Consider the following 23,596-nt stretch of genomic DNA (forward strand, 5'->3'; position numbering starts at 1 on the left):
GACTCGCACCTCCACCCACGCCCCCGCAGGCCACTACCGAAGCCCTGCGACCAGACATCGATTTGACATAGTGCAATCTTTGCTCTAAGCAAGAGTGCTCTTTCCGTTACGCACCGTACCTGTTGGCGTACCCGCTTTCCGTCCCAGGGGGTCCGATGCCTATTTCCCGCAGCACGATCGGAACCGTCGCTGTCGGCGGGACCCTGACCGTGACCCTCGCCGCCCTGGCATACCCGAGCATGCTCGGCGTCCAGAACGCGTCCACCAACCAGTCCCGCGTGATCGCCAGCACCCAGTGGGGACCGCTCACCGAGGCCGACCGCAACTTCGTGGTCTTCGTCCGTTCCGCAGGACTGTGGGAGGGCACCTCCGAGCAACTGACCATGGAGAGGGGGACGACCGCCGCCGTGCGCGACGCCGGCCGACACCTGGTCATCGGGCACGCCGCACTCGACGCCAGCTGCCACAGGATCGCCCCCGAACTCAACATCACCATTCCCAACCAGCCCACTCCCCAGCAGCAGGGTTCCCTGGAGAAGTTCAAGTCGGACACGGGCAGGCAGTTCGACTCAGACCTGGCCAACATCCTGCGCGTCACGCACGGTTCGATCTTCTCCACGATCGCCAAGATCCGCGCCACCACCGAGAACACCCTGGTTCGTCAACTGGCCGACCAGGCCAACGATGTGGTCCTGGACCACATCGAGATGATGGAGAAGACCGAGCTCGTGAACTTCGACCAGGTCAACAACATGGAGACGAACCCACCGAAGCTTCCCGCCGGCCAGGTCACACCACCGGTGCCGCAACCGTGAGCGCCCGTGATCGCGCTCACGGTACCCCCCGGTCTGCCGACCGACGGAGTTCCGACCGGCCCGACCGCCACTCAGTCGCCGTCGCCCACCCTGGCGGTCGGATGACCGGCAAGGAAAGCCCCGTATGCGCGCCCAATCCGGCCGGTACGTCATCGGATCCTGGCCCCCCGTGAGAATGCCGGCAGGCAACTCTCTTCCGTCCGAACCGCGGTAAGACCGACCGGCCCCGCGGACCCTCGGTGCCGCGACGGTCGATTCCGTCGGTACGTCAGCTGCTGGTGAGCAGGTGCCGGACGACGTAGCCGGCGGAGTCCACCCCGGAGCTGCCGCCTTCGACCAGGGCGGCGACGGCGATGCGGGAGTTGTACGCGGTCAGCCAGCCGTTGGTGTGGTCGCCCTCCTCCGCGGTGCCGGTCTTGGCTCCGACGCCGGTCAGACCACCGAGGCGTGGTGTGGCGGTACCGCTGGTGGCCACGGTGCGCATCATCGACTGAAGGTAGCCGGCCGTGCGGGCGGAGATGGGCCGGGGCGCGGTGTCCTGGTGCTGTCCGGGCAGGATGACGGGCTGGTTGAAGCCGACACCTCGCACGGTGGCCGCCACCGACGCCATGAACAACGGGGTGGCCGTCACCCGTCCCTGGCCGATGAACTGGGCGGCCTGGTCGCCGCCCTGGACGTCCGCCGGGATGCTCGGGTCGGTGGTGGCGACCCCGCCGCCGATGGACCAACTGCCCATGCCGAAGACGTTGACGGCCTCCTCGTGGAGAGCGGAGGCGTCTCCGTCGTGTACGAGGTAGTGGAAGCCGTCCTTGATGAAAGAGGTGTTGCACGAGACCCTGAACGCCTGGGCGATCGTGGAGCCCGCGTTGGGGCGTACCCCGGAATCGTTGTGGAACAGCTGACTGTTGGCCGTCAGCGAGTCCGTGCACGGAGCGGGGCTGTTCGGGGTGAGGCCCGCCTGGTCGAACAGGGCGGCCGAGGTGAGGATCTTGATCGTGGAGCCCGGTGACTTGATGCCGTTGATGGCGATGTCGCCGTCCGCGCCCGTATGGGCCAGGGCGAGGATGTGCCCGGTCCGCCAGTCGAGCGCGACCGTCCCGGCGGGCTTGCCCTGAAGGTGTGCGTCCTTCACCGCGGTCTCGGCCACCTCCTGGAGGGAGGCGTCGATGGTCGTCTTGATGACCGGGGCCTTGCCCTTGGAGAAGACCCGCAGTGTCTTCACACCGTCGCCCGCCGCGTCGACCACGGCGACGCCGGTGCCGGTGCTGCCGCCGGTCGGGGTGGCATTCTGGCGGATCGTCGCCACGATGTCGTGCAGCGAGGAGAAGCGGGCCAGGTCGGTCCTGCCGTCGCTCGCCACGACCGCAGCCGTGCTCGTGCCCGCGGGAAGGGTGCCCGCGGTGAGCGACTGGTCGTCGCCCAGGCCGGGATAGAGCACCGAGTTGTTCCAGTGCACCGCCAACTGGCCGTTGGTGCTCTGCCGTACGGCCACGGCGCTCGGATAGGTCCAGGTGCCGCCCGCCACCTTGGCCGTCACGTCGAAGGTGACCTTGGTGGCGCCCGCCGTCACCGTCGAGGGACCCGCAGAAGTGACCTGCTTGAAGGCCAGCGTCTTCAGGTGCAGGCCGTCCGCGTATGCCCGCAGAGCCGATGCGGCCGTGGTCGAGTCGTCGGTGTCGTTCGCCGCCAGGTCGAGGCGCTGCTCGGACCAGCTGTCCAGGAAAGCCTGGGTGAGCTTCACGGCCTTGGCATCCGATGGCGGCTCACTCGACACCGCCGCCGGGTCGAACGCGCGCGCCGCCTTGGCCTCATCGCTCCCCGTCGTCCCGGGAGAGAACGCCTGCACGATGTTGTAGGCACCGATTCCCCCGAAGACGAGCAGCGCCGTAGTGGTACCGGCTATGCCGATCTTCACAGCTCTGTTCATGGTGCGGATCGTATGTTTGTTTGCACTGTGCAGGTGTTTGCTGAGCCTGATCGTTACCGGACTGTCAAGACATCCGGCGGGAGGAAGCCGACGAAGCGGGGACGATCAGACGGCCGGACCGACTTCCGCCCCGACGGCATCGCCGCGCAAGAACGCCGGACCGACCCGAACAGCGTGGAGATGCTCAGCGAACAGCACCTTGACCGCGGAGGCAGCGTCAGCAGTCGGCGGGCGGCGTACGAAATCGCTGATGCGGACCGGCGAACCGCGCGGCCTTCCACCGTCGCCGCACCAGGTCGCGGTTCTCCCCGCGCATGGCGAGAAAAGCGGCCGAGGCAGCACATCGCGCGGGCGGGGCGCACTGGCCGACCGTCATGCCCACGGTCCAGAGGACGAGGGCGATCAGCAGCCACCGGATGGCAGGCGAGAGGACGGCACGCGACGGGCGCCGACACACGCCTGCGTCCATTGTGGTCATGGCGGGAACGGGCACGAGCACTTCGAGGGAGCGAATGCACTGGGAACGGGCAGAGCACCGAAATCCACACGAATCCACGACACCGGTGAACGCCTACCAGTGCTGACCCGCCTCGGGCGACAGCCCACTCGGATCCCCCTCAGCCTCCCCTCAGGCAAGCCTCAGAGTTCCGCCAAGCCGCGCCACCGGGGCGAGCCCGATGATCGGGTGATCCCGGTCCGTCTCGGTCCGGGACGACACGGAACGCCCCTGGCCGACACGCGGCGGCCCTCATCGACGCGGCCTGCCGAGAAACGGAGATTCGATGATCTACAAGAGCAGGTATCCGGATGTCGCGGTCGTCGACCGCCCCCTGCATGAACGGATACTCGCCGACGCCGTACGGCGCGGAGAGCGGCCGGCGTTGGTGGACGTGGCCGGCGGACGGACGCTGACGTACGGCGAGTTGGCCGGGCTGGTGCGCAAACTCGCGGCGGGACTCGCCGTCGAGGGCCTCCGCAAAGGTGACGTGGTCGCGCTGCACTCACCGAACACGATCCTTTTCCCGGTCGTGCTCTACGCCACCTCCGCCGCGGGTGGAACGGTGACCACGCTGTCGCCGCTGGCCACGCCGGCCGAGATCGCCAAGCAGTTGGTCGACTCCGAGGCTCGGCTGATGGTCAGCGTCTCACCCCTCGTCGAGACCGCGCGGGCCGCCGTCGGCCTGGTTCGGCGTCAGACCGGCCGGGACATCGAGGTCCTCGTCTGCGACACGGCCGAGGGTCACCGTCCGGTCCTCGGGCTGCTCAGCGACAGCGAGGTGTCCACGCCGGATATCGATCCGGCGGTGGATGTCGCCGTGCTGCCGTATTCGAGCGGTACGACGGGTGTGCCCAAGGGCGTGATGCTGACCCACCGTAACCTGTGCACCAACCTCGAACAGATAGCGGCCGTGCATCGCCTCGCCGAGGGCGACCGGGTCATCGCGATCCTGCCGTTCTTCCACATCTTCGGGCTGACCGCGCTGCTCAACGGCGCGCTGCTGCGCGGTGCGACCGTGTACGTGCACGCCCGGTTCGACCTCGACGCGTTCCTGACCAGCCTGGAGCGCGACCGGATCACCCACGCATACGTCGCCCCACCGGTCATGCTGGCGCTGGCCAAGCACCCCGCGGTCGGGAACCTGGACCTCTCGCACCTGCGGCGGATCATCTGCGCCGCAGCGCCGCTGGACGCCGGGGTGCAGGCGGCGGTGGCCGACCGGCTGGGCGTGGAGGTCGGGCAGGGATACGGCATGACGGAGCTGTCTCCCGTCTCGCATCTCCATGCCGACGACGATCTCGACGAACCCGTCGGCAGTGTGGGAGGTCTGCTCCCGTCGACGCGAGCAAGGCTGGTCGACCCGGTCAGCGGGCTGGACGTGGCGGAGGGCGAAGCAGGCGAGGTGTGGATCCGGGGGCCACAGGTGATGAAGGGTTACTTGGGCCGCCCTGAGGACACCGACGCGACGGTCGACGCCGAAGGCTGGCTGCACACCGGTGACATCGGCCGGGTCGACGAGGACGGGAACTGGTTCATCGTCGACCGGGTCAAGGAACTCATCAAGTACAAGGGCTACCAGGTGGCACCGGCCGAACTCGAGGCGATCCTCGTGGGCCACCCCGGCATCGCCGACGCTGCCGTGATCGGTGTCCATGACGAGGAGGGCAACGAGGTGCCCAAGGCGTTCGTGGTCCCGGTGTCCGGGGTACCGATCTCCGCGAGCGAGGTGATGGCCCACGTCGCCGGCCAGGTCGCCCCGTACAAGAAGATCCGTCGGGTGCAGTTCATCGAGGCGGTACCGAAGGCGGCCTCGGGCAAGATCCTCCGGCGACTGCTGCGGGAGAGAGGCCCGGTGCGCTCCTGACCGTGCCCTCTCCTCGGTGCGCACGAGTCGTCCCCAACTCCCCGATATCTCCTCTAAATCTCCACGAGATCGAACAAGCGTTGCACAGTCAGCGGCGTGAGCGGCGCCGTTTTCCACTTCGGACTGTACGAGCTGTACACAGACCGTCGCCGGCTCAGCCGCGACGGCCGGCAGGTTGTCCTCGAGCCTCGGGCTCTGGCTCTGCTCTGCCATCTCGTGGAGCATCGCGACCGCGTCGTACCCATCAAGGAGCTGCTCGGCGCGATCGGTTGCGAACCCACGACCGGCGAGGCGGCCCTCGCCGACTGGGTGCGCGCCGCCCTCCACGCGGTCGGCGGCGACGATACCTGACAGCAGTTCATCCGTACGATGGAGCGACAGGGATTCCAGTTCGTCGCCCCTACGACGGTTCCCTCCCTCGCTGTGCCGCCACCGTCCGGCATCCCGGCCGCCACCGCGGGAGCGGAGGCCGACCACGAGGTCATCCGGTTCAGCCGGCCCGCCGACGGCACCCGCATCGCGTACGCGATCACCGGGCACGGCCCCCCCCCGCTGGTGAAGACGGCGAACTGGCTGACGCATCTCGACCTCGACCGGACCACCCCGATGTGGGCGCACTGGTTCGACGGCCTCACCCGCGGTCGCCAGCTCATCCGCTACGACGAACGGGGCTGCGGTCTGTCCGACTGGACCGTGCCCCGTCTCGCCCTCGACGACCTGATCGACGACCTCGACTCCGTGGTCGACGCCGCTGGCTTCGATCGCTTCCCGCTCCTCGGCGTCTCACAGGGCGGCGCGGTGGCGGTCGCCTATGCCGCTCGCCGTCCCGAGCGGGTCAGCCGACTGATCCTCACCTCGGCCTTCGCCCGAGGCCAGCAGGTGCGGGCCCGTGACGACGCCGAACGCGATGCCGCCGAGGTCGACCTGAACATCGCCCGCGCCGGATGGCGCTCCCAGGAAAGCAGCTTCCTGCGGTATTTCGCCGCCCAGTTCCTCGCCGAGGCCACCCCCGCGGGGTGGGACGCCTTCACCGCCTACCAGCGGCAGACCACCTCGCCCGCCAGGACGCACGGGTCCCCGTCGCGCAGGCCCTGGAACTGGCCACGCTCATCCCCGACAGCCGACTGGTCCTGCTCGAGAGCCGCATCCGTCTGTTCACCGCGGACGACCCCGCCTGGCCCACCTTCCTGACCCACCTCTACACCTTCCTCTCCGAGTGATCCCCGGAACCCTGCAGAGCACTTTGACGCGCCTCGGAGGCAGACCCGCAGTTCTGACGCGACGTCCGCGAAGCCGACTCGCGGCTTCGCGGACGCAGGTGATCACATCGGACCGACGTGGCGCCGGCTCGTGCGCAGGGTGTGCGACTAGCCGATGACGATGTCGCAGTCGGCCCTGCCCCGGGCGGCGATGTCGGCGAAGTCCGCCTGGATGTTGGGGTCGTACGCCGCCGAGCTGATGCTGCGGGTCTTCTTGCCGGGCACCGCCTTCTTACCGGTCGAGTGCGTGACGCCCGCCGCGTCCCACGTCAGGTCACAGGTCCAGTGGAAGGTCCGAACGAGCAGGTGCGAGTTGTGCCCGCTTCCCGCGATCGACCAGTTGCCGTCCGCCTGCACCACGAAGCTGACGCTGCCGCTGACGTCCCGGCTGCTGTCGCTCGTTGCGAACGTGATCGACTGGCCGTCCGCCGCCACCGTCTTGGTGGTGTCGTTGGCCTGCGCCGGAAGCGTGCCCAGCAGCAGGGAGCCCAGCCCGGCCCCCGTCGCGATCAGCAGCGCCAGCCCCCGGCGAGTCCGGGCCTGGCCGGACGTCCTGGTGTTGTCGATTCGCATCTTCGGTCCTTCTCTCTTGTGTGTGAGGTCAGTGCCGGGTTGGGGGAGACACCCCCGACCGCTCCTTGGCCCGGCACCGCTCAAGCATCGGGCTCGCCGACAGGCCAAGGCTTGGTGGAGGTCTGAGGCGTCCCTGAGGACGGTATGAGGGCGGCCTGAGGGCGCTTCCCTCGTTCGGCGAGCCGATTTGAAGACGCCTGTTCGGCAAGGGCTGCGGGCGTGGCCATCACTCCTGTGCATGATCAACCACGTGTACGGCCTGACATGCCTCGCGCCCCGGCCGGACACAGTTCGCGTGAAGCACGCTGATCACGGCAGCCGGGTGCGCCGCCCCGCGCAACAGCCAGCCCAATGGCTCCGGGGCTGCCGACTGCTCAGAGCGCGCGGCTCACTCGTTCAGAAAGGCGTCGACGTACGACAAGAACTCGTCCCAGGCCGGTTCGAACGCGGTGAGCAGGTGATTGCCGCTCTTGAGCAGAACCAGCCTGCTGTCGGGAATGAGCGCGGCCAGCTCCTTGGCCTTCGAGACGGGCACCCGCTCGTCGTCGCGCGAATGGAGGATCAGTGTCGGGCAAGCCACTCTGTGGGCGATGTCCGACACGTCGATCCGGGCGAACTCCTCAAGGAAGCGGACCCCGTTGGCAGGCGAGGTCGTCTGCCGCTGGAACGCGGCGAACTCGTCCCAGTCCGCCGACGTGGCCTCGGGCAGGAACTGGGAGGCGAAGACACGCAGGAACCGCGGGTCCTGGTGCATCCAGCCCACCCGGGCCAGATCCAGATCGAGAGCCGCTTCGCCGGACTCGGTCTCGTCCTTGGCCCGGACCTGACGCCCCCGGGCGTAGGCCCCGGCGAGGATCAGCCGAGTGACCCGCTCGGGCCGACGCACGGCGTAGGCCATCGCCACCGCACCGCCCTGCGACACCCCGAGCAGCGGAAAGCGGTCGAGGCCGGCGGCGTCCACCACGTAGTCGAGGTCGTCGACCCAGTCGTCGAAGGTGAAGCCGGGTACCGTCCAGTCCGAGAGGCCGCAGCCCCGCTCGTCGTAGCGGATCAACTGACGGTTGCGAGCGAGACCTCCCAGCCAGTGCGACCACACCGGGGTCGTCCACTCCAGGTCGAGGTGGGTCATCCAGTTGGCCGCCTTGAGCAGGGGCGGACCCGAACCGACTGTGGCGTAGGCGATACGGGCGCCGTCGCGGGCCCGGCCGAACCGGATGGTCTGCCGGTCGGCCCCGCTCGGCCCGTCAGGCAAGGCCGGACCACGGGCGGCATCCCGGTCAGCGACGGCGGGCGGGGCAGGCCCGATCACCGTGGCGGGCGCCACGAACTGGTAACCCCGTCGGCGCACGGTGCGGATCAGTTCCTGCCGGGTGCCGTTGTCACCGACAGCCATGCGCGCAGTCCGCAAGGCCGTGGTGATGGCGGCCTCGCTGACGAAGCGGTCGCCCCAGACCTCGTCGAGCAGCTCGGTCTTCGGCACTGCCCGGTCGCGGTGTTCGACCAGGTGGCACAGCAGGTCCATGGCCCGCGGTTCCACATGGACCAGTTCACCGGCCCGGCGGAGCTGATGCCGCCCCGCCTCCAGTTCGTACTCCCCGAAGCGGTACTTCTCCCCCTGCACCTTTGCATCGTACAAGCCTGAACTCCCGCTGTGTGGTGCTCCCTTGACGGTACGGCCGGTCAGCACTCCGCTTCGTCACGGTCTGCCGGCTCGGCGGCAGACCAACCGAGGGTCGCTCCGGCCTCACCGACTTCGGGGTCGGCCGAGGTGCACACCAGGAACGTCGGATTCGGTTCCGGCGTGAACGGATCGGACCGACTCTCCGTATGCTTCTCCGATCGGGGTCATCCGGACGAATCACTCGATCTTCATGGGGTTTGTGCATACGGGTCGCATCCTCGCGGCCACGGGGGATGTGGGGCGATCTTGGCTACGGCGAGTAACACGGCACGCAGCGGCGGCGCGCTTCCGGTGACCACGGCGCGTTGGGCGATGTGGACGTTCGTCGCCGTCAATGTGGCGATCGTCGAGGCCTTGTTCCTCGGCGCCGGTTCGGGCAAGAACGGCGTACTCACGGTCGCGAAGTTCTTCGGGCTGCATGCGGCGTTGCTGATCCTGTTCCAACTGCTGCTGGTGGCCCGGCTGCCCTGGCTCGACCGACGCATCGGGATGGACCGGCTCACGGTGTGGCACCGCTGGACCGGCTTCCTGCTGCTGTGGACCGTCCTGACCCACGCCACGCTGGTGGTGCTCGGCTACGCGACACTCGACGACACATCCATGGGCAGGACGTTCGTCGCCCTGAGCGGCGTACCGGCCTCCCTCCTGGGCATGTGGGCCGCTGCCACCATCGTCGTGATCGCCGTGATCTCCGCCCGTCCCCTGCGGCGCCGACTGCGGTACGAGGTCTGGCACGGACTGCACCTGCTGCTCTACGTGGCCCTGGGCCTGGCGTTCGTCCACCAGTTGGAGGAGACCACGACATTCACGTCCTCCGCGTTCGCCACGGCCTATTGGTGGTTTCTGTGGCTGTTCGCCTTCGGCGCCCTGCTGACGGGGCGGGTCTTCACGCCGCTGTGGCGCAACGTCTATCACCGCTTCACCGTGACGGCCGTGGTGCCGGAGGCGGACGACGTGGTCTCCGTGTACGTCACCGGCCGGCGCCTCGACAAACTGCCGGCCAGGGCGGGGCAGTTCTGCATCTGGCGGTTCCCAGGGCACAACCACTGGTGGCTGGCCAACCCCTTCTCCCTGTCGGCGGCACCGGGCGGCATGGGGCTGCGCCTCACCGCGAAGGCTGCGGGCAGCACCAGTGCCGGCCTGCGGGACCTCCCGGTCGGCAGCCGAGCCTTCGTCGAGGGACCGTACGGGGCGTTCACCTCACTGCACCGGACCCGGCCCGGCGCCCTGCTGATCGCCGGCGGCGTGGGGATCACACCCGTGCGGGCCATGCTGGAGGAGCAGGCCGTCGGCGACGTCGTCGTGCTGTACCGGGTGCGCAGCGAGGCCGACGCCGTGCTGCTGGGCGAGGTACGCCACCTGGTCGAACTCCGGGGCGGACGGCTGCACCTGCTCACCGGCCGGACAGGCGAGCACGGCGCCCCACCGCCGTTCGGCCCGGACAGCCTGCACCACCTGGTCCCCGACATCACCCAACGCGATGTGTACGTCTGCGGCCCACCGGCCATGACCGCGGCCGCGCTCTCCGGCCTACGAGACCTGAGGGTCCCCGCGCGACAGGTGCACGCCGAGAAGTTCGGCCTGGCGTGAACCAGGAGGGGACCTGGCAGCGTCAGGGCAGCTAGCGGCGTCGGCCCTGGCGCGCGCTCAGTCGCCGGACGTCTGCCCGCGGCGCGGCACTTGGGTCGACATCGCGGCCTCGGCCTCCGCCTTGGCGTCGCTCACCGCGGCGGCGGCCTGTTTCCCGGCCTCGTCAGCGGCCGTCGCAGCGTCGAGCGAGACCGCCGAGCCCGCGTTGAGCTCCGGAACCCGACCATCACGCGGCATGTCGGCGTCGGCGGCTTCCTCGGACTGCGCGGGCTGGGGACGGCCGGCCGTCGACTGGTCCCCGAACGCGCTGGTGACGGTCCGTACAGCCTCGGTCAGCTCCCCCGGGATCACCCAGAACGTGTTGTTGTCGCTGCTCGCCAGGTGCGGGAGCGTCTCCAGGTACTTGTAGGCCAGGACTTTCGGGTCGGCGTTGTTGCGATGGACGGCCTGGAAGACGAGCTCCACCGCCTTGGCCTCACCGTCCGCCCGCAGGATCATGGCTTGTTGCGCGCCCTGTGCTTCCAGGATGTCCTTCTGCCGCGTGCCCTCCGCGGTCAAGATCTTGGCCTGCCGCTCCCCTTCGGCGTGCAGGATGGCCGCGCGCTTGTCGCGCTCGGCCCGCATCTGCTTCTCCATCGCCTCCTTGATGGTGGCCGGTGGATCGATGGCCTTGATCTCGACACGGTTGACCCGGATCCCCCACTTGCCGGTGGCGTCGTCGAGGACAGCGCGCAGCCGGGAGTTGATCTCCTCACGGGAGGTGAGCGTCTCCTCCAAGTCCATACTGCCGATGACGTTGCGCAGCGTGGTCACGGTGAGCTGATCGATCGCCTGGAGGTAGTCGGCGACCTCGTAGGCCGCCGCCCGCGGGTCGGTGATCTGGTAGTAGAGCACGGTGTCGATGTTCACCACGAGGTTGTCCTCGGTGATCACCGGCCTGGGGTCGGAGGAGTACACCTGCTCACGCACGTCGAGTTTGGTGTTGACGCGGTCCGCCACCGGCAGGACGAAGTTCAGGCCGGGTTGCAGCGTCCGGCGGTATCTGCCGAACCGTTCGATGTTGTAGCGGCGCGCCTGCGGGACGATCCGCACCGTGGCGGCGAAGAGGAAGACGACGACTAGGGCCGCCACAAGGGTGACGATGACAACCGGGTCCACAGTGCCTCCGTTGCTGTGTGTTCAGCCGTTCTCAGCCGTTCATGGAAGGAGTTCGCGTGGGTAGACGATGGCCGTGGCGCCCTCGATCTCCATGACGTCCACCAGCGCTCCCGCCGGGATCACCAGGCTTTCGTCGAGGGCGCGGGCGGACCATTCCTCGCCCGCCAGCTTGATCAGGCCGTGCGTGGCGGTGACCTCCTGCACGACCTCGGCCCGCTTGCCGACCAGCGCGTCGCTGCCCTCGCGGATGAGGGGTTGCTGTGCCAGGAGCCGCAGCGCGAGGGGACGGACGAGGACGAGACCCGCTGCCGCCGTCACCGCGAAGGCCACGGCCTGGCCGAGAGCGCCGACTCCCACTCCGGCGACCACGGCGGTGACCAGGGCGGCGCCCGACAGGAGTCCGAGGACCAGTGTCAGGGTGAAGAACTCCGCGGCCCCCAGGACCGCGGCGGCGAGCAACCAGACGAACCACGGCATCGAACCGCCCTCCTCTTGGGGCTTTCTTTACCAAGCTACTCCCCGTGGCGCTGGACAGGACAGACACCAGGAGTCATGGACCACGGCGGTCCAGGCGTGTGCCCCGACCGGCCGGGACACGCCTCCCGATCAGGGGCCAGGGTGCGAGCGAGGCGCTCGGCCAGGGGGCTCGGCGGCGCGGGACACCTCGATGCGCACGTCCTCGACGCGGCGGCGTCCTTGCCCGAAACGACGACGGTCTGCTCGTCGAGCCGACCACTTCGATCCCGCCATGCGCAGGTGGGACCCGGCGGCCTCGGTGGCCGCCGGGTCCCACGGCTCTCATCCGGCCGACCTCCTTCGGTGCGCCGATCGCCTGGCACGCCGAGCCAGCACGCCTCCGCCGGCGAGCACGACGACGGCCGCGCCTCCTGCCGACAGCGCGGTCCCGCGGCCGAGTCCCAGGATCGTGTCCCCAGCCCCGGCCGCGTTCTCTCCCTCACCCGTCTCCGGCGCTCTCAGGTGCAGGCCCCGGCAGGCGGCCGGAACGGCGACGGTCCCGGCGCCGTCCGCGACCTCGAACTGGAAGGCGCTGCTCTGTGTGTCTCCGTCGGCGGATACGACGGTGTAGCTGAGCGTGCTGACGCCCGGGCGCAGGGGGGTGACGGCCGCGCAGGCGACGGAGTCGTCGGCGACGACGGGCTGTCCGACGGACACCGGGGTGCCGTCGGGTCCGACCAGGCTGATCTTCGGTGTGGTGCCGGGCTTCAGCAGACCGAAGGTCAGCGAGAGGACGTCCACTCCGGGGGCGACCTTGTCGCCCGGTCCCGGTGTCGCGTCCTTCAGCGCGGTGTGGGCGTGTGCGCGTGCGCCGCCGAGGAACAGCAGCGCGCACAGGCAGCCCGACAGGACGGCGGGCGCCCTCAGAAGCCGAAGTCGGCGCATGCGATCCGGTTGTCCTGTGCCTCGGCGGGGTGGACGACGATCGCGACGGCGCCCTCTCCGGTCTTGCGGGTGTTGTTGACCGTCGTCATGCCCATCCCCGACTTGTCGGCGGTGAACATCAGGTGCACCTCGTTCGGGGGCGCGGTCGCACCGCCCTTCTCGAACTGGAAGTGCTTCCCGCCGTTCCCGGCCGAGCAGTGCTGGGCGTGCAGGTGTGCCATGTAGGAGTCACCGGGCTTCAGTCCGGTGAGGGAGACGGTCACGGTGGTGCCCTGCGCTCCCTGGGCCAGCCAGGCGGTGCCCTTGACGTCGTCCATGCCGGACGGGCGGGTGTCGAGCAGTGCGAAGGCGCCCCTCACCACCTCGGCGCCGGGGACCTTGTCGGCCGGTGTGGCCGACGGGTCGCCCATCGCCATGTCACCCATGCCGTCCATGGTCTTCGAGGGGGACGCCGAGGCCGCCTTCAGGGCAGAGGTGTTCTAGGCGCTGTCACCACCGCAGCCGGCCAGTAGAGCGGCCGTCGCCGCCAGGGTGACGCAGGCTGCCGCCGCCTGCCGGGCCCGGCAGCCTGTCGGGCGCTTCCGCGACTCCACGGAGCTCGGGGACAGGGTGTCGGATGTGCTGTGTTGCATGGGAGAACTCCCGATCGTTGGCGTGCGGACGTGCCCGGACGGCCCAGCGGATTGCACGGCGGCATCCGCGGCACGACGTCAGGCGCGATCCGGAGAGCTGAGTGAGAGGCCTGCGCACGCATGTGCGCACCAGCCGCACGCCCGTCCTTCTGCCACCGCCGGAATCGGTCTGTCCTCAGGACCTGATCGCGAGCAACGGCTGGTAAGACAAAGCGGCGGACTGCCGTACCGGGGCGGGCGGTCCCCGGCGGACGACCGTGTGTCTCAGCTCGGCGGGAGTGGATCGCCGGCGCTCAGGACCACCGACAGTGGCCCGGTGCGACGGGAGTTCGCACCAAGCCGCCGTACGGAAGAGCACGCGGCAGACGCGGCGCAGCGGTGCGAACAAGGCTGCGGCGAGGGCGCGGCCGATCCGGTGGACGGCCGCCTCGCCCCGCCACAGCCACACACCGCACGCGACGGCGGCCACCAGGTGAGCCAGGAGCATCCCGCCGGAACCCCCATGCGTCACCACGGACAACAGCGGCTCGTCGGCGGGTTGCCCCATCGTGCCGGGGTGGTGCACGAGCATGCCCGAGTGGGACATCGCCGCCATGCCGTGCTGGGTCCCGGAGACCCTCGCTGCCTCCGGCGCACCGGCCGTCGCGTTGCGCGCGGACAGCAACCCGGGAGCCAGGGTGAACAGCAGATGCTGCAGCCCCTGCGCGACGACCGTGGCGCCGACGACCGTCTCCACGCCGCGCTCCCGGAGCGTCAGCCACCACCCCGCCGATACGGTCGCGACGAAGGCCACACCCACCGCCCACCAGGGCAGAAGGTCACCGGACATCAGTGCGTGCCCCAGCGCCGTCGTCACGACGCAGACCGCCGCGAACACCGCTGCGCGCACCGGCCGCAGAACGGCCGCCGCACTCACAGGCACACCGATCGCCCGGTGGCCGCCATGCGTGCCACCGCGCAGGCGGTGCGTTCGGGGCATCGAGTGGCTCCTCAGACCGACAGGTTCCCGTCTCTTACGGGCCCGCGGACCAAAACGTTCACGCATGCGCGTCGGCGAACGCCTCGGCGCCGCCTCACAGGTTGATCTTCACGTTCTTCGACACGGTGACCTGGTCGATGTCGGAGATTCGGACGGTGGCCCGGATCGTCCAGGTCCCGGCGAGCGGCAGGTCGAGGGTGTCACTGCCCCAGTAGCCGCGCTGGTCGGCGAGCCCAGCGTCGAGCGGGCCGACGTTGCGGGCGGAGTGGGTGAAGGTGAGGCGCAGTTCGGGGATGGCCACGAGGCTGCCGTCGGCGGCGAAGATCACCACCTCGACGACGTTCCGACCCACCCGCCCCGGTTCCAGGGTCACCTGTACCTTGCCGCGCCCGCCGGGCGTGCCCGTGTCGAACGGGATCAGGGTCAGGCTCACGTCAGGCTGGCCGGGGACCCTGGAGACCGTCTCGGCCGCCGCGCTCTCGGTGGCGGCCCGCCCCGGCTGACTGCCCGTCAACACAGTGGTGACCGCGAGCACCAGGACGCCGATCACCACCTCTGCCAGTACGGACCGACGCAGCCCGCGCCGGTGGCTGTCGGTCCCGGACCCGCCCGGCACCGGGCCGGGCGGCGGACCCTGATCACCGCCCCCCACGGTCACCAGCACCGGTTCCTCCCGGGGCACGGTCCGCATCCGCTCGGTCCAGCTCCTCGAGTACGACGCCGCCACCAGCATCAGTACCACCGCCCCGATCTTCAGGGCGAGCAGTCTGCCGTAGGACGTGGCGAACGCCTCCCAAGAGCCGAGCCCGCGCCAGGACTGGTAGACACCGGTGGCCGCCAGCACGGCCACCGAAGCCAGGGCGAGCCGGGAGAAGCGGGCCACGGAGGCGGGCGGGAGCGGTTCGTCGGCCGGTGCCCGGTACAACGCGAGGAACAACGCGGTCAGCCCACCGAGCCACACCGCCATGGCGAGCAGGTGCAGCACGGAGGAGACCATCGCCACGGGCACCTGGATCCCCGCGGAGGCGTGCTCGGCCACGGCCCAGGTCACGGCCAGACCGAGGACGAGCGCAACGCCGAGGACGGTCCAACGCCGGCCCGCCTTCCACCCGAACCGCCCCCGCCGCAACAGAAACCCGGCCGCCACGAGCAGGACCAGACGGGCCATCAGGGCGGCGCCCGGCCGACTGTCCACAGCGTCGAGCAGCAGCCCGGGGTCGAACGCGCCGCCCGGCCCGTCCCCGCTCGCGTACGGCCCGCGGAGCAGCAGCAGGGCGATCGTCGACAGCGTCAGCGCCCACCAACCGGTCAGCAGTGGCCCGCGCGCCGCCTGTACGGCGGCGGCCCCGGGCCGGCACACCGTGACGAACACCGCGCCGCCGATGAGCAGGGCCAGTCCGGCGTAAGCGACGTAGCGGCCGACGCCGTAGAGCACGTTGACGGACGGGTCCACGGCCGGTTCGGCGGTCGCCTCGGCCCGGGTCTGCGACGGTGCTCCGATTGAGAAGGTGAAGGCGCCGGAGACGGCGTGGCTGTCCGCCGACAGCACGCGCCAGGAGACGGTGTACGTGCCCTCCTGGAGGTCGCCGGTCACGGGTACGCGGGCGGTGTCCGCCGCGCCGTCCGCGTGGGTGGGGTCGCCCGCGGTCACCGGGCGGCCGTCGGGGTCGAGCACCCGCACCGAGTCCTCGGCGAGGGCGACGGACTCGTCGAAGGAGACCGTCACCTCCTTCGGCGCCGTTTTCAGCACGGTGCCCGCACGTGGGTCACTGGAGGTCAGCACCGCGTGAGCCGAGGCGGGTGCGGCACCGCCCAGCAGGACGCCGGCCAGCGTGGCGACCACGATCAGCAGCGCCCTGGTCACCTGGCCGCTTCGTTCGGTCCTACGTCGTTCCATGTCATGTCTCCGGATCGGCTGCTGGTTCTCGGGTGCGGCCGGACACCTTTGATCGCGTCCGGCACGCAGCAGGGCGGCACGAATGCCGGTCAGCCGCTGCCCGAGGAGGCCCGCCGCCTGATCAACCACCAGACTCCCGCCGCCAGGAGCAGCGGTACGGCGATCAGCCCTGCGGACGCCCCACCGCTCCGCCCCGGGGCCTTCTTCCGGTCGGGACCCGCGCTGGTCGCCGCGGACTCCGTGGCACCCATCACCTCCAGGACAGGAGCGGGCTGTTCGGGCGCCGCGCCGCCGGTCGGCAGTTCGATCCAGCGGGAGATCTCACCGTCGGCGTAGGTCTCGACGGTCTTGAACACGAGCTGCCGGGCGTCCGGCAGCCGCCGGATCCTGACCTTGTGTTCGGCGTCTGTCCCGGTCGTGAGGGCTGGGCCCGCGACGGTGTAGCCGTCGGGTGTGGCCTTGAGTTTCCAGGCCCTCGGGGCATCGGCGAGCGTGACGTCGCCGGGTGCGATGCCGTCGGGCAGGACGACACGCACCCGCTGGAAGCCGGCGCTGTCGGACTCCGCCTCGGAGACGAAGGTGAGGGTGACGTTCCGGGCCAGGGCACGCGGGATGTCGGCCGCGACCTCCGCGTGGGCGGAGGCGGGATCGGACAGGGTCAGCACGGCCGTCAGCGCGGCGGCTCCGACCACGGCGGGACGGCCCGCCGCGCGGGCGGCAGGGTGGATGGACACAGGGATGCTCCTTGCGGGAGAAGCCGGACAGCCCGAGGGGGCGGCCCGGACGAGGGACCGGTCGGGACGGGGGCGTGTCCCGGTGGTCCCCTGCGCACCAGTGCGTCCGCGAGGAGCGGTGGCCTTTCCCGCACTGGTCGTACGAGGCATCCGGTGAGCGGCACGGCGGGCAGCGGGCGGACCCGAGCGCCGCCCGACGGTGAACGAAGCCAGGAAGCGACGGCGGTCGCGACGCCTCTCACGGCACGCGCGATCCCCAGGGCGACCGCCACGGCCGCGTCGGCGCGGTGCAGCAACCAGATCACCGCCAGCGCGGACAGCAGGTGGACGGCGCTCATGGCGGCGGAGGCGTGCTGCCAGGTGTCCCCTTCGGCCGCGGCGGAGAGCACAGGACGGCGCACGTCCCCCAGGGTCGAAACCGACGTGCCCACGACGGTGAGCGCCAGGTGCACCCCGCCCTGCACGGCGAGGGCCGAGCCGAGAGCGGAGCCCAGGGAGAACCGTCGCCGGGCCACGGGCCACACGGCGGCGAACTGGGCTCCCGCCAGCAGCAGGACGAGCCGCCACGGCACCACCCCGTCGGCGACCGCGTGATGCCCCAGAGCGGCGATCAAGCCCCCGGCCAGGGCGAACACCCCTGCCCTGGCACAGGCCGTGACGCGGCCGGTCTCCGGCCGGGACAGAGGTCCCTGCGCGGTTGCTCGGCACTCGCCCTGAATGATCGTCCCTCCCTCCGCCCAGCAGACCCTTTGGCCCGAGGGGATACGCAAGCGCTGCCCGTCGCGTTCACTCGGCGCGTGCCACCGGTCACGACCGGGGTCAGTGGAAGGCCGAGAGCCAACATTGGCACAATGCAAACATGGCAGGTATCAACCTACGCGCCTGAACGACCTTGGCGGTCCCCATCTCCGCCCTCCTCGTCTCCCTGACCGCGGGATGCGCGCACGGCAGCCCGACCGCCGCCCCCTCCACCCCGGGTTCCGCGGCAGCGCCCAGCACGCCCGGCGAGGCCACCGCCCGGGCCCGGGGCATCGACCTGACGGTCACCCACGCCGTCGCCCACCTCGACCGCTCGGGCGACGGCACCCTCACCATGACCGTCCGCAACGACGACGGCGTCCCCGAACATCTCGGCATGGTCGCCACCCCCGACCGAGGGCGCGGCACACTCGTCGGCAGCAAGTCGGCCAAGGGCAACGGGATGCTGGACACGGCGGGAATCCCGCTCCTGGACGGGAGCACCGTCACCTTCGACGGCGACGGTCCACACGTGCTGCTCCGCCATGTGCACGGCGTCACGGCCCAGCACATGCTGCCGGTCGTGCTCCAGTTCGGCGTGGCGGGCCTCGTCCGCGCCCGGGCGCAGGTCACCACCGCTTGAACGCACCCCCGGCACGACGCCCCCTTGACATGCTTTGCATAATGCAAACGTAAGGAAGGGGAACGAATGGGCACCACTCAGGCGGCCGGACTGGCAGCCCGACAGACGGCCGAACAGAACGAGCGGACCCGAACCACGAAAACCACCCTCACCCCCGTACACGGCGCAACGGGGCTCCGCACCGCACCCTGGGGCCTGATGGCGCTCGCCGTGTTGGTCGGCGCCGGGGCGGGCGCGGGCTCGATCGCCTTCCGCTGGTGCATCACGGCCTTCACCCACCTCTTCTCCGGCCACGCGGACTACGCGGCCGCGCCCGGCACCGGCAACCCGCACGTGCCCTGGCTCGGCCCGTACTTCGTCCTGATCGTCCCGGTGCTCGGCGGTCTGCTGTACGGGCCTCTGGTGAACCGCTTCGCCAAGGAGGCACGCGGACACGGGGTGCCCGAGGTGATGCTGGCGGTCGCCCAGCGCGGCGGCCGGATCAGCCCGAAGGTGGCGGTGGTCAAGACCCTGGCCTCCGCCCTGACCATCGGCTCCGGCGGCTCGGTGGGCCGCGAGGGGCCCATCGTGCAGATCGGCTCGGCGCTCGGCTCCACCCTGGGCCGGATGACGAGGGCGACCGAGCACCGGATGAAGCTGCTGGTGGCATGCGGTGCGGCGGGCGGTATCGCCGCGACCTTCAACGCGCCGCTCGCCGGGGTGTTCTTCGCCATGGAGCTGATCCTCGGCACCTTCTCCGCCGAGGCGTTCGGCGCGACCGTGCTGGCCAGCGTCACGGCGAGCGTGATCGGCCGGGCCGCGTTCGGCAATGTCGCCTTCCTGAAGCTGCCCGCCTTCCGCGTCGACCACTTCGCGCAGTACGGCCTGTTCGCCCTGCTCGGTGTCGTCGCCGCGGTGGTCGGCGTGGGGTTCGCGCGGGTGCTCTACCTGATCGAGGACGCCTGCGACTGGGCCTGGCGCGGCCCGGAGTGGCTGCGTCCCGCGGTCGGCGGACTGGCACTCGGCCTAGTGCTGCTCGCCCTACCGGAGATGTACGGGGTCGGCTACCCGGTGCTGGAGAAGGCCACCACCGACGGATACGCGGTCGGCTTCCTGCTCCTGCTGCTGGTGGGCAAGATGCTGGCGACCAGCCTGACCATCGGGATCGGCGGCTCGGGCGGGGTGTTCGCGCCCAGCCTGTTCATCGGGGCGATGCTCGGCGCGGCCTACGGCACCAGCGTCCACCACCTACTGCCCGGCACGGCGGGCTCGGTGGGGGCGTACGCACTGGTGGGCATGGGCGCGGTGTTCGCCGGAGCCGCGCGGGCGCCGATCACGGCCGTGGTGATCCTGTTCGAGCTGACCGGGGAGTACTCGATCATCCTGCCGTTGATGCTGGCCATAGTGCTGGCCACCGCCACCAGCCGATTGCTGACCCGCGACACGATCTACACCCTCAAACTCCGCCGTCGCGGCATCGACCTCGAGGGCGCCGCCCCCGGAGCCCGGATCGGCGCCCAGCAGGTGGGTTCCGTCATGGACCCCCTCCCTTCATCGCTGTCCGCGTCAACCGAACTCACTGATGCGGCAGACCTGTTGGGCTTGTCCGGATACGGCGCACTGCCGGTGGTCGACGACTCCGGGCAGTACGTGGGTGTCGTCACCGCCCAGGCGATCGCCGAGGCACTGACCGAACAGCCGGACGCAGCCCCGGCCGAGGTCGGCCGCCTGGCCGAGATGCCCGCCCGCGTCACGACCGACCAGCCCCTCGCGCAGGCCCTCCACACCCTGCTCTCGGCCGCCGGCAGCGGGGTCCCCGTCCTCGATCCCGCGCACGGCTCACCGGTCGGCTGGCTCAGCCACCAGAGCGCGCTGCGCTCGGTGCACACGGCCGGGTGATCGGGTCTCGAGAGGACGTCGCATCTATTTTGCACTGTGCAAAACTGGGTACTGGTGACCTCGACGGAACGACCGTTCCCCAGAGAGGTGGACCATGTCAGCACACCACGTCCAGCGCGCCTACTCCTTCGCCTGTCTCCAGTGCGGACACGGATGGGAGAGCACGTATGACATCGATGTGACGGTGGACGAGCACGCCCGGCTCGTCGCCGTTTACCACCTGGGCGACGAGCGCACGCCTTCACCCCTGCAGTCCCCGCAGTGTCCCGCCTGCGAGAGCCACAAGATACGCATCATGCGGCCGGGGCGCGTGGCCTCCGCACACCTGCACGAGACCTGAGCCCGTGCAGGCGTACTTCGACCCGCCGGCCTGGCTGGAGGTGCTCGGCTGGGCAAGCCTGGCGCTGGCCGGTGCGAGCGCGCTGGCGATCATCGCGGACATCGGGCTGCGCGGCGCACGCCAACGCATGTGGATCATGCACCTCGTGTATCCGATCACGGCCCTGTACTGGGGCCCGGTCGCCCTGTGGTTCTACGCCGCCCACGGCCGACGCACTTCCCGCCCCGTGATCGAGGCGGAGGGCGAGCCGGATCCGGAGAGGCTGCCCGCGTGGGTGACTTCGGCCAAGGCCATCAGCCACTGCGGGGCCGGCTGCGTCCTGGGTGACATCGCCGGCGAGTGGCTGGTCCACGCGGCCGGCTTCACCCTCGCCGGCAAGCCGCTGTACGCGGACTTCCTGCTGGACTTCTCGTTCGCCTGGCTGCTCGGCATCGGCTTCCAGTACTTCACCATCGCCCCCGTGCGCGACATCGGGCCGACGCGGGCACTGTGGGCCGCCGTGAAGGCCGACACCTTCTCCATCGTGTCGTTCCAGATCGGCCTGTTCGCGGGCATGTGGTTCTACCAGGAGGTCCTCTTCGCGCCGGGCCTGGCCAAGACGACCGCCTCGTACTGGCTGTTCATGCAGCTCGCCATGGTCGTCGGCTTCTTCACCGCTTGGCCCGTCAACGGCTGGCTGGTCCGGGCGGGTTGGAAGGAGAAGATGTGACTCCGGCCGACGGCTACCGCATTGCGCGGATCGGGCATGTTCATCACACCCCGGCTCGGCACGGGAAAGCCCACTACCCAGATCCCGCGTCATTCAGTGACACACATCACACAGTAGAGTGCAAAATTTGCCTAGTGCAATGAAGGAATCCGTCGACTGGGTCGTACCTCCTGACACATCGTCCGTGACTCAGGAGGCCCCATGCCCTTCTCCGGCAAAACGTTTGGCACCGTCTTCGTGGGCGGCGCTCTGGTCCTCACCCTGGCCGCGCTCGCCTACCCGTCCCTGCTGGGAGTCCAGAACGCCTCGACGAACCAGTCCCGCATCATCGCCAGCACCCAGTGGGGGTCACTGACCGAGGCCGACCGGGACTTCGTGGTCAAGGTCCGTGCCGCCGGGCTGTGGGAGTACCCGCTGGGTGAGCTGGCGCTGCAGCGGGGCACGACGGCAGAGATGAAGGAAGCCGGCGAGCACCTGATCGTCGGCCATGCCGGACTCGACCAACTGTGCCGCAGGATCGCTCCCGAACTGAACATCACCCTGCCGAACCAGGCGTCTCCCCAGCAGCAGCAGTTCGTGGCGACAGCGAACTCCAAGACCGGCAGGGAGTTCGACTCCACCGCCGTCAACATCATGCGCGTCACGCACGGCCAGATCTTCCCGGCCATCGCCAAGATCCGTGCCACCACGGAGAACACCCTGGTCCGCCAGCTGGCCGACCTGGCCAACGACACCGTGCTGGACCACATCACGGTCCTGGAGAACACCGGAATGGTCAACTACCAGCAGGTCAACTTCCAGCAGACCACGCCACCCAAGCTCCCGAAGGGACAACTGACGCCGCCCGCACCCCAGCCGGGCTCCCCCGTCGTCGTCCTCACCCCCAGGCCGGACTTGGACGTGAACACGAGTTCACCGACCCCTTCCCCCAACCCTGCCGTCGGATGATCAGCTGCCGGATCCAAGCTTCGGTCCGGATGCGGGCACGGAAAGCCGGTGAGAGCGCACCACCGCGACCACGGACACGACGGCGAAGGCTGCGGCCCAGCCACCCAACTCACGCAACGGGTCCAGCAGAGAAGAACCGGCCTCCACTCCTCGCGGCGGCACCCGCCCCTTCACGTCGTACACCACAGCGATCGCGTCGCCGGGCCGGGTGGCCTGCCCGCAGCCGCGCCAGATGCGAACGTTCAGAGGCACGCCGTCCCCGTCCGCCACCGAGCACAGGTAACGACCGTGCCCGGAGACGGCGCCCGGACCCCCTTCGACCGAGGTCACCACCAAGGTCTCCACACGTCCACGTTCCGCCAGCACCAGACTGACGGCGGCTTGGGGCGCCTGGAACACCAGACACATACCGAGCAGGGCGGCGACACCGACCAGCGCCCGCCCCGCGCGCCGCACACAGAGGTGAAGAATGAGCAGTGCCACATACAGCAGACCGGCCTCGCCGTCGGCGAACCAGGAGACCCCGTACCACGAACCGGCGACCGCGCAGCCGATGACCGCATATACGGCCGCACCCCCAGCCAGAACGGCCCTCGCCGTCAGCCGGCGCGGCGGCAGCCCGACGAATTCGGCAGGCCCCCATACCGTGCTGTGCAGATGCGCCACAAGGTGCGGCTCCGACACGGCCATGAACCGCCGTCTTCGCCGCATACCATGCAAACGGGCGGAGAGCAGAAAAGTCCGGCCCGACCATGACGCTCGGGAACGGGTCAGGCGTCCCGGGCGACCGGCACGTCCATCGCCCAGCCCAGCGGATGCGGCTCCGCCTCATCCAAGGCCGGAGCGAGCGGCTCTCCCCCGGCCTCGTTGAAGGCGGCCAGCGCCTCGATCAGGGCCAGCCTCTGGGTGGGCCGCAGCTTCTCCACGATCACGGCGATCTCGGAACGGCGGCGGGCGGTGACGTCGGCGACCGTGCGGCGCCCCTCCTCGGTGAGCTGCAGCAGCGTCTCACGGCGGTTGCCCGGGTTGGCCTGCCGGTCGGCGAGACCGGCGGCGATCAGCCGGTCGACCATGCGCATGGCAGTGGACGGCGCGACCTGGAGCAGGTCGGCGAGCGTGACCAATTTGGTGGCGCCTCGGGTGGACAGCACGACCAGCATCCGGAACTGCGGCAGCGTGACTCTCTCTTCGACAGCTGCGAGGGAACGGGCGGAGACCGCCACCAGCAAGCGGGACGCGGTGAGCACCGAACGGGTCACCACATCCACATCGTCCATCGCCCCATTGGGGGCCTCACGCTCCGGCATGCTTCCTTTGTACCGTGCTGAAGC

23 protein-coding genes and 1 pseudogene are annotated in these 23,596 nt (G+C 70.0%); 10 read left to right on the forward strand and 14 right to left on the reverse strand.

The features are described from left to right. Positions 1 to 155: 155 nt before the first annotated feature. A pseudogene (locus ACIP6U_RS46730) lies at positions 156 to 920 on the forward strand (DUF4142 domain-containing protein). Between the two features lie 163 nt (positions 921 to 1,083). Here ACIP6U_RS46730 and ACIP6U_RS46735 read toward each other — a convergent pair. Together ACIP6U_RS46735 and ACIP6U_RS46740 are read right to left on the reverse strand one after the other, a co-directional pair. Next, positions 1,084 to 2,742, reverse strand: a complete 1,659-nt coding sequence (locus tag ACIP6U_RS46735) for a penicillin-binding transpeptidase domain-containing protein (protein WP_401729426.1) — start codon at positions 2,740 to 2,742, stop codon at positions 1,084 to 1,086. A 217-nt stretch (positions 2,743 to 2,959) separates the two neighbouring features. Then, a complete protein-coding gene (locus ACIP6U_RS46740) occupies positions 2,960 to 3,220 on the reverse strand; it encodes a hypothetical protein (RefSeq protein WP_401729429.1) in 261 nt (86 codons plus the stop codon). 304 nt (positions 3,221 to 3,524) lie between these two features. Between ACIP6U_RS46740 and ACIP6U_RS46745 the strand changes: the two genes are divergently transcribed. From ACIP6U_RS46745 to ACIP6U_RS46755, 3 genes are all read left to right on the forward strand, one after another. Beyond that, on the forward strand, positions 3,525 to 5,105 hold the full coding sequence (locus ACIP6U_RS46745) for an AMP-binding protein (protein ID WP_401729431.1): 1,581 nt from the start codon (positions 3,525 to 3,527) through the stop codon (positions 5,103 to 5,105). 96 nt (positions 5,106 to 5,201) lie between these two features. Beyond that, positions 5,202 to 5,456 carry a transcriptional regulator gene (locus tag ACIP6U_RS46750; RefSeq protein WP_401729433.1) on the forward strand — a complete coding sequence of 85 codons (255 nt, stop codon included), beginning with the start codon at positions 5,202 to 5,204 and terminating at the stop codon, positions 5,454 to 5,456. Positions 5,457 to 5,474: 18 nt separating this feature from the next. Continuing rightward, positions 5,475 to 6,296, forward strand: coding sequence for an alpha/beta fold hydrolase (locus tag ACIP6U_RS46755; protein ID WP_401729434.1), 822 nt, complete (start codon positions 5,475 to 5,477; stop codon positions 6,294 to 6,296). A 176-nt stretch (positions 6,297 to 6,472) separates the two neighbouring features. On the opposite strand, the gene ACIP6U_RS46760 is transcribed toward ACIP6U_RS46755, so the two are convergent. Both ACIP6U_RS46760 and ACIP6U_RS46765 read right to left on the reverse strand, forming a co-directional pair. Then, entirely contained in the window at positions 6,473 to 6,937 is a 465-nt protein-coding gene (locus ACIP6U_RS46760) for a hypothetical protein (protein ID WP_401729435.1), read from the reverse strand. A 388-nt stretch (positions 6,938 to 7,325) separates the two neighbouring features. After that, complete coding sequence (locus ACIP6U_RS46765) at positions 7,326 to 8,558, reverse strand: alpha/beta fold hydrolase (RefSeq protein ID WP_401729437.1); 1,233 nt, start codon at positions 8,556 to 8,558, stop codon at positions 7,326 to 7,328. 372 nt (positions 8,559 to 8,930) lie between these two features. Between ACIP6U_RS46765 and ACIP6U_RS46770 the strand changes: the two genes are divergently transcribed. Continuing rightward, entirely contained in the window at positions 8,931 to 10,208 is a 1,278-nt protein-coding gene (locus ACIP6U_RS46770; RefSeq protein WP_401729477.1) for a ferric reductase-like transmembrane domain-containing protein, read from the forward strand. Positions 10,209 to 10,265: 57 nt separating this feature from the next. On the opposite strand, the gene ACIP6U_RS46775 is transcribed toward ACIP6U_RS46770, so the two are convergent. From ACIP6U_RS46775 to ACIP6U_RS46810, 8 genes are all read right to left on the reverse strand, one after another. Then, a complete protein-coding gene (locus ACIP6U_RS46775; protein ID WP_401729439.1) occupies positions 10,266 to 11,366 on the reverse strand; it encodes an SPFH domain-containing protein in 1,101 nt (366 codons plus the stop codon). A 39-nt stretch (positions 11,367 to 11,405) separates the two neighbouring features. Continuing rightward, positions 11,406 to 11,843: an NfeD family protein gene (locus ACIP6U_RS46780; RefSeq protein ID WP_381300143.1), complete on the reverse strand. Its 438-nt coding sequence runs from the start codon at positions 11,841 to 11,843 to the stop codon at positions 11,406 to 11,408. 321 nt (positions 11,844 to 12,164) lie between these two features. Next, entirely contained in the window at positions 12,165 to 12,767 is a 603-nt protein-coding gene (locus ACIP6U_RS46785; protein ID WP_401729441.1) for a copper resistance protein CopC, read from the reverse strand. Next, positions 12,746 to 13,192: a superoxide dismutase family protein gene (locus ACIP6U_RS46790; RefSeq protein ID WP_401729442.1), complete on the reverse strand. Its 447-nt coding sequence runs from the start codon at positions 13,190 to 13,192 to the stop codon at positions 12,746 to 12,748. The genes ACIP6U_RS46785 and ACIP6U_RS46790 overlap by 22 nt, the downstream gene beginning before the upstream one ends. A 382-nt stretch (positions 13,193 to 13,574) precedes the next feature. Further along, positions 13,575 to 14,378 (reverse strand): hypothetical protein, encoded by an 804-nt coding sequence (locus tag ACIP6U_RS46795; RefSeq protein WP_401729443.1) that lies wholly within the window; start codon positions 14,376 to 14,378, stop codon positions 13,575 to 13,577. Between the two features lie 94 nt (positions 14,379 to 14,472). Beyond that, positions 14,473 to 16,275 carry a copper resistance CopC/CopD family protein gene (locus ACIP6U_RS46800; RefSeq protein ID WP_401729445.1) on the reverse strand — a complete coding sequence of 601 codons (1,803 nt, stop codon included), beginning with the start codon at positions 16,273 to 16,275 and terminating at the stop codon, positions 14,473 to 14,475. 89 nt (positions 16,276 to 16,364) lie between these two features. Beyond that, positions 16,365 to 17,009, reverse strand: a complete 645-nt coding sequence (locus ACIP6U_RS46805; RefSeq protein ID WP_401729447.1) for a DUF1775 domain-containing protein — start codon at positions 17,007 to 17,009, stop codon at positions 16,365 to 16,367. Further along, the gene (locus ACIP6U_RS46810) at positions 16,946 to 17,623 is read right to left on the reverse strand and encodes a hypothetical protein (RefSeq protein WP_401729448.1); all 678 of its coding nucleotides are present in this window, start codon (positions 17,621 to 17,623) and stop codon (positions 16,946 to 16,948) included. The genes ACIP6U_RS46805 and ACIP6U_RS46810 overlap by 64 nt, the downstream gene beginning before the upstream one ends. Before the next feature lie 278 nt (positions 17,624 to 17,901). On the opposite strand from ACIP6U_RS46810, the gene ACIP6U_RS46815 reads away from it, so the two are divergent. The 5 genes from ACIP6U_RS46815 to ACIP6U_RS46835 all read left to right on the forward strand — a co-directional run bounded on the left by ACIP6U_RS46815 (position 17,902) and on the right by ACIP6U_RS46835 (position 22,265). Continuing rightward, the gene (locus ACIP6U_RS46815) at positions 17,902 to 18,390 is read left to right on the forward strand and encodes a hypothetical protein (protein ID WP_401729449.1); all 489 of its coding nucleotides are present in this window, start codon (positions 17,902 to 17,904) and stop codon (positions 18,388 to 18,390) included. A 198-nt stretch (positions 18,391 to 18,588) separates the two neighbouring features. After that, positions 18,589 to 20,268: a chloride channel protein gene (locus tag ACIP6U_RS46820; protein ID WP_401729479.1), complete on the forward strand. Its 1,680-nt coding sequence runs from the start codon at positions 18,589 to 18,591 to the stop codon at positions 20,266 to 20,268. A gap of 94 nt (positions 20,269 to 20,362) precedes the next feature. Continuing rightward, positions 20,363 to 20,608 (forward strand): hypothetical protein, encoded by a 246-nt coding sequence (locus ACIP6U_RS46825; RefSeq protein ID WP_256910739.1) that lies wholly within the window; start codon positions 20,363 to 20,365, stop codon positions 20,606 to 20,608. A 4-nt stretch (positions 20,609 to 20,612) separates the two neighbouring features. Continuing rightward, on the forward strand, positions 20,613 to 21,317 hold the full coding sequence (locus tag ACIP6U_RS46830; protein WP_401729450.1) for a DUF4396 domain-containing protein: 705 nt from the start codon (positions 20,613 to 20,615) through the stop codon (positions 21,315 to 21,317). A gap of 201 nt (positions 21,318 to 21,518) precedes the next feature. Then, positions 21,519 to 22,265, forward strand: a complete 747-nt coding sequence (locus tag ACIP6U_RS46835) for a DUF4142 domain-containing protein (RefSeq protein WP_401729452.1) — start codon at positions 21,519 to 21,521, stop codon at positions 22,263 to 22,265. On the opposite strand, the gene ACIP6U_RS46840 is transcribed toward ACIP6U_RS46835, so the two are convergent. After that, a complete protein-coding gene (locus ACIP6U_RS46840; RefSeq protein WP_401729453.1) occupies positions 22,266 to 22,955 on the reverse strand; it encodes a hypothetical protein in 690 nt (229 codons plus the stop codon). 80 nt (positions 22,956 to 23,035) lie between these two features. Continuing rightward, the gene (locus tag ACIP6U_RS46845; RefSeq protein WP_401729454.1) at positions 23,036 to 23,572 is read right to left on the reverse strand and encodes a MarR family winged helix-turn-helix transcriptional regulator; all 537 of its coding nucleotides are present in this window, start codon (positions 23,570 to 23,572) and stop codon (positions 23,036 to 23,038) included. Positions 23,573 to 23,596 lie beyond the last annotated feature (24 nt).

This window comes from Streptomyces sp. NPDC088794 (assembly GCF_044750545.1).
In the GTDB taxonomy this organism is placed as follows: domain Bacteria; phylum Actinomycetota; class Actinomycetes; order Streptomycetales; family Streptomycetaceae; genus Streptomyces.

What these genes read in the sequence shown, in the direction of transcription:
- ACIP6U_RS46845 (WP_401729454.1), bottom strand. Translation starts at nt 23,572, where the DNA reads ATGCCGGAGCGTGAGGCCCCCAATGGGGCGATGGACGATGTGGATGTG.
- ACIP6U_RS46780 (WP_381300143.1), bottom strand. Translation starts at nt 11,843, where the DNA reads ATGCCGTGGTTCGTCTGGTTGCTCGCCGCCGCGGTCCTGGGGGCCGCG.
- ACIP6U_RS46740 (WP_401729429.1), bottom strand. Translation starts at nt 3,220, where the DNA reads ATGACCACAATGGACGCAGGCGTGTGTCGGCGCCCGTCGCGTGCCGTC.
- ACIP6U_RS46835 (WP_401729452.1), top strand. Translation starts at nt 21,519, where the DNA reads ATGCCCTTCTCCGGCAAAACGTTTGGCACCGTCTTCGTGGGCGGCGCT.
- ACIP6U_RS46735 (WP_401729426.1), bottom strand. Translation starts at nt 2,742, where the DNA reads ATGAACAGAGCTGTGAAGATCGGCATAGCCGGTACCACTACGGCGCTG.
- ACIP6U_RS46790 (WP_401729442.1), bottom strand. Translation starts at nt 13,192, where the DNA reads ATGGGTGACATGGCGATGGGCGACCCGTCGGCCACACCGGCCGACAAG.
- ACIP6U_RS46760 (WP_401729435.1), bottom strand. Translation starts at nt 6,937, where the DNA reads ATGCGAATCGACAACACCAGGACGTCCGGCCAGGCCCGGACTCGCCGG.
- ACIP6U_RS46840 (WP_401729453.1), bottom strand. Translation starts at nt 22,955, where the DNA reads ATGGCCGTGTCGGAGCCGCACCTTGTGGCGCATCTGCACAGCACGGTA.
- ACIP6U_RS46785 (WP_401729441.1), bottom strand. Translation starts at nt 12,767, where the DNA reads ATGCGCCGACTTCGGCTTCTGAGGGCGCCCGCCGTCCTGTCGGGCTGC.
- ACIP6U_RS46820 (WP_401729479.1), top strand. Translation starts at nt 18,589, where the DNA reads ATGGCGCTCGCCGTGTTGGTCGGCGCCGGGGCGGGCGCGGGCTCGATC.
- ACIP6U_RS46745 (WP_401729431.1), top strand. Translation starts at nt 3,525, where the DNA reads ATGATCTACAAGAGCAGGTATCCGGATGTCGCGGTCGTCGACCGCCCC.
- ACIP6U_RS46755 (WP_401729434.1), top strand. Translation starts at nt 5,475, where the DNA reads ATGGAGCGACAGGGATTCCAGTTCGTCGCCCCTACGACGGTTCCCTCC.
- ACIP6U_RS46800 (WP_401729445.1), bottom strand. Translation starts at nt 16,275, where the DNA reads ATGGAACGACGTAGGACCGAACGAAGCGGCCAGGTGACCAGGGCGCTG.
- ACIP6U_RS46770 (WP_401729477.1), top strand. Translation starts at nt 8,931, where the DNA reads ATGTGGACGTTCGTCGCCGTCAATGTGGCGATCGTCGAGGCCTTGTTC.
- ACIP6U_RS46825 (WP_256910739.1), top strand. Translation starts at nt 20,363, where the DNA reads ATGTCAGCACACCACGTCCAGCGCGCCTACTCCTTCGCCTGTCTCCAG.
- ACIP6U_RS46795 (WP_401729443.1), bottom strand. Translation starts at nt 14,378, where the DNA reads ATGCCCCGAACGCACCGCCTGCGCGGTGGCACGCATGGCGGCCACCGG.